Annotated in this window: 3 protein-coding genes; 2 read left to right on the top strand and 1 reads right to left on the bottom strand. The window is 56.8% G+C overall.

Translation table 11 applies throughout. From position 1 onward, the window contains the following. On the top strand, positions 1-332 hold a 332-nt coding region (locus D5S03_RS13180; RefSeq protein WP_287044383.1), incomplete at its 5' end, for an SAM hydroxide adenosyltransferase. A gap of 219 nt (positions 333-551) precedes the next feature. Then, positions 552-1,499 (top strand): histone deacetylase family protein, encoded by a 948-nt coding sequence (locus D5S03_RS13175; RefSeq protein ID WP_287044382.1) that lies wholly within the window; start codon positions 552-554, stop codon positions 1,497-1,499. A gap of 162 nt (positions 1,500-1,661) precedes the next feature. Here D5S03_RS13175 and D5S03_RS13170 read toward each other — a convergent pair. Continuing rightward, the coding region (locus D5S03_RS13170) for a substrate-binding domain-containing protein (protein WP_287044381.1) at positions 1,662-1,904 on the bottom strand (243 nt) is incomplete at its 5' end.

Below are 1,904 nucleotides of genomic sequence, written 5' to 3'. Positions count from 1 at the left end.
TTGATCCCCAGGAACTGGTCAGGCTTTACCTGCCTGAGCCGGCTGCGTGCAGTACCGGGGTTAAATGCGTGGTCCTGCACCGGGACCACTACGGCAACCTGGTGCTCAACCTGGACATAGACTCCTGGGCGGGCAGGCTGCAGGGGGCGCGGATGCGCATCGGCGGCTATGAAATGGTTCTGGTTTCATACTACGCCGCCATCCCCGAAGGGTGCCTGGGCCTGGTCACCGGAAGCCAGGGCAAACTTGAGATTGCGGCCAGGGAATACAGCGCTGCCCGGCTGCTGGGGCTCGACCCCGGAGATGAGGCTTTGTTTTTGTTTATGGATTGAGAATTGGGGTATTCAGGGATTGGGGGATTTAGGGATTAAGGGATTGGGGGATTGAGGGATTGAGGTATTTAGGGATTGGGGATTGGGGGGCGATTGGGCGACTTTAGCGACGTAAGCTAACGCAGCGACTTGGCCAGGGGCGAGAGTGTGCACAGTCTCGATGTCAACTGCTGTGTATTTTACAGTCAGGGAGTACCTAAGACCAAAAGGAGAAGGCAGATGGCTAAAACATTTATTATGTATGATCAGATATGCAAGACCCACCTGGCCGGCAGCGGGCATCCCGAGAACCCGGCCAGGCTGGATGCCATTGTTTCCGCCCTGCAGAACGGGGATCAGAATTCTGAGCTGGTATGGCAAAGCCCTGAGCCGGCCCGGGAAGAGGACCTGCTTGGCAACCATGAAGCCGGTTACGTGGACCTGGTACGCGACAGCGTGGCCGCCGGACGCCACTCCCTGGGATATCCGGATACCGGTATAAGCAACGGTTCCTGGGATGCAGCCCTTGCCGCCGCAGGGGGGCTTATAAACGCGGTGGACCTGGTCATGGAGGGCAAGGCGGCCAATGCCTTCTGCCCGGTGCGTCCCCCGGGGCATCATGCCCGTCCCGGCATGGGCATGGGTTTTTGCCTGTTCAACAACGTGGCCCTGGCTGCCAGGCATGCCATGAAGAAATACGGCCTGGACCGGATAGTGGTCATAGACTGGGACGTACATCATGGAAACGGTACCCAGGAGGCCTTTTACCAGGAGCAGGAGGTGTTTTTCTTCAGCACCCACCAGGAAGCCTGGTTTCCTTTTACAGGGGAAAGACACGAAACCGGCTCCGGCAAAGGCCGGGGAACAAACATGAATTTTCCGTTCAGCGCCGGTGCGGGCCGGGATGAAATCCTGCCCGCCTTTACAGGGCACCTGGTCCCGGCCATGGATGAATACAAGCCCCAGCTTGTGCTTGTTTCCGCCGGCTTTGACGCCATGCAGGGAGATCTCCTGGGCCGCTTCAACCTTACTGAGGACGATTTTGCAAGGCTTACCGAAATCGCCATGGAAATAGCCGACAAGCATGCCTCGGGACGACTGGTGTCAACCCTGGAAGGGGGGTACAATCTGGACGGTCTGGCCCGGGCTTGTGCAGCCCACGTAAAAACCCTGATGCAGAAGGGATGACAAACTAACGCGGGCCATACCCGCAGCCCAGTTATCTGTTATTTGTTAATTGTTAATGGGGTAAGGCAGTTAATTTTGGCTTTTGTTCTTCAACAATTAACAGTTAACTATTAACCGATAACGATTTCTTGTTTTTTATGACAGGATTTCACCAGTAAGCAACTAAAGCCCCATGCCCGGTTTCATTTCCCGGCCGGTGAGGGTGGTTTCGTAGCCGCCCAGGCTTTCAATCCCGGCCTTGAAGTCCCGGGAATGCAGCAGATTTATTACCTGGACCACCTTGTCGTCCTGGATGAAATCTGCAGGGATGAGCAGGTCATAGCGCTCCCTGGCCAGGGGCACAAAGTCCAGACCCAGGGCCTGTGCTGCGGCCTTGATGCCCAGCCCGCAATCAGCGGTCCGGCT

Source organism: Desulfonatronospira sp. MSAO_Bac3 (assembly GCF_003838035.1).
Lineage (GTDB): Bacteria > Desulfobacterota > Desulfovibrionia > Desulfovibrionales > Desulfonatronovibrionaceae > Desulfonatronospira > Desulfonatronospira thiodismutans.
The sequence above is the reverse complement of the archived record's forward strand: the minus strand, read 5'-3'. Positions and strand labels throughout refer to the sequence as shown.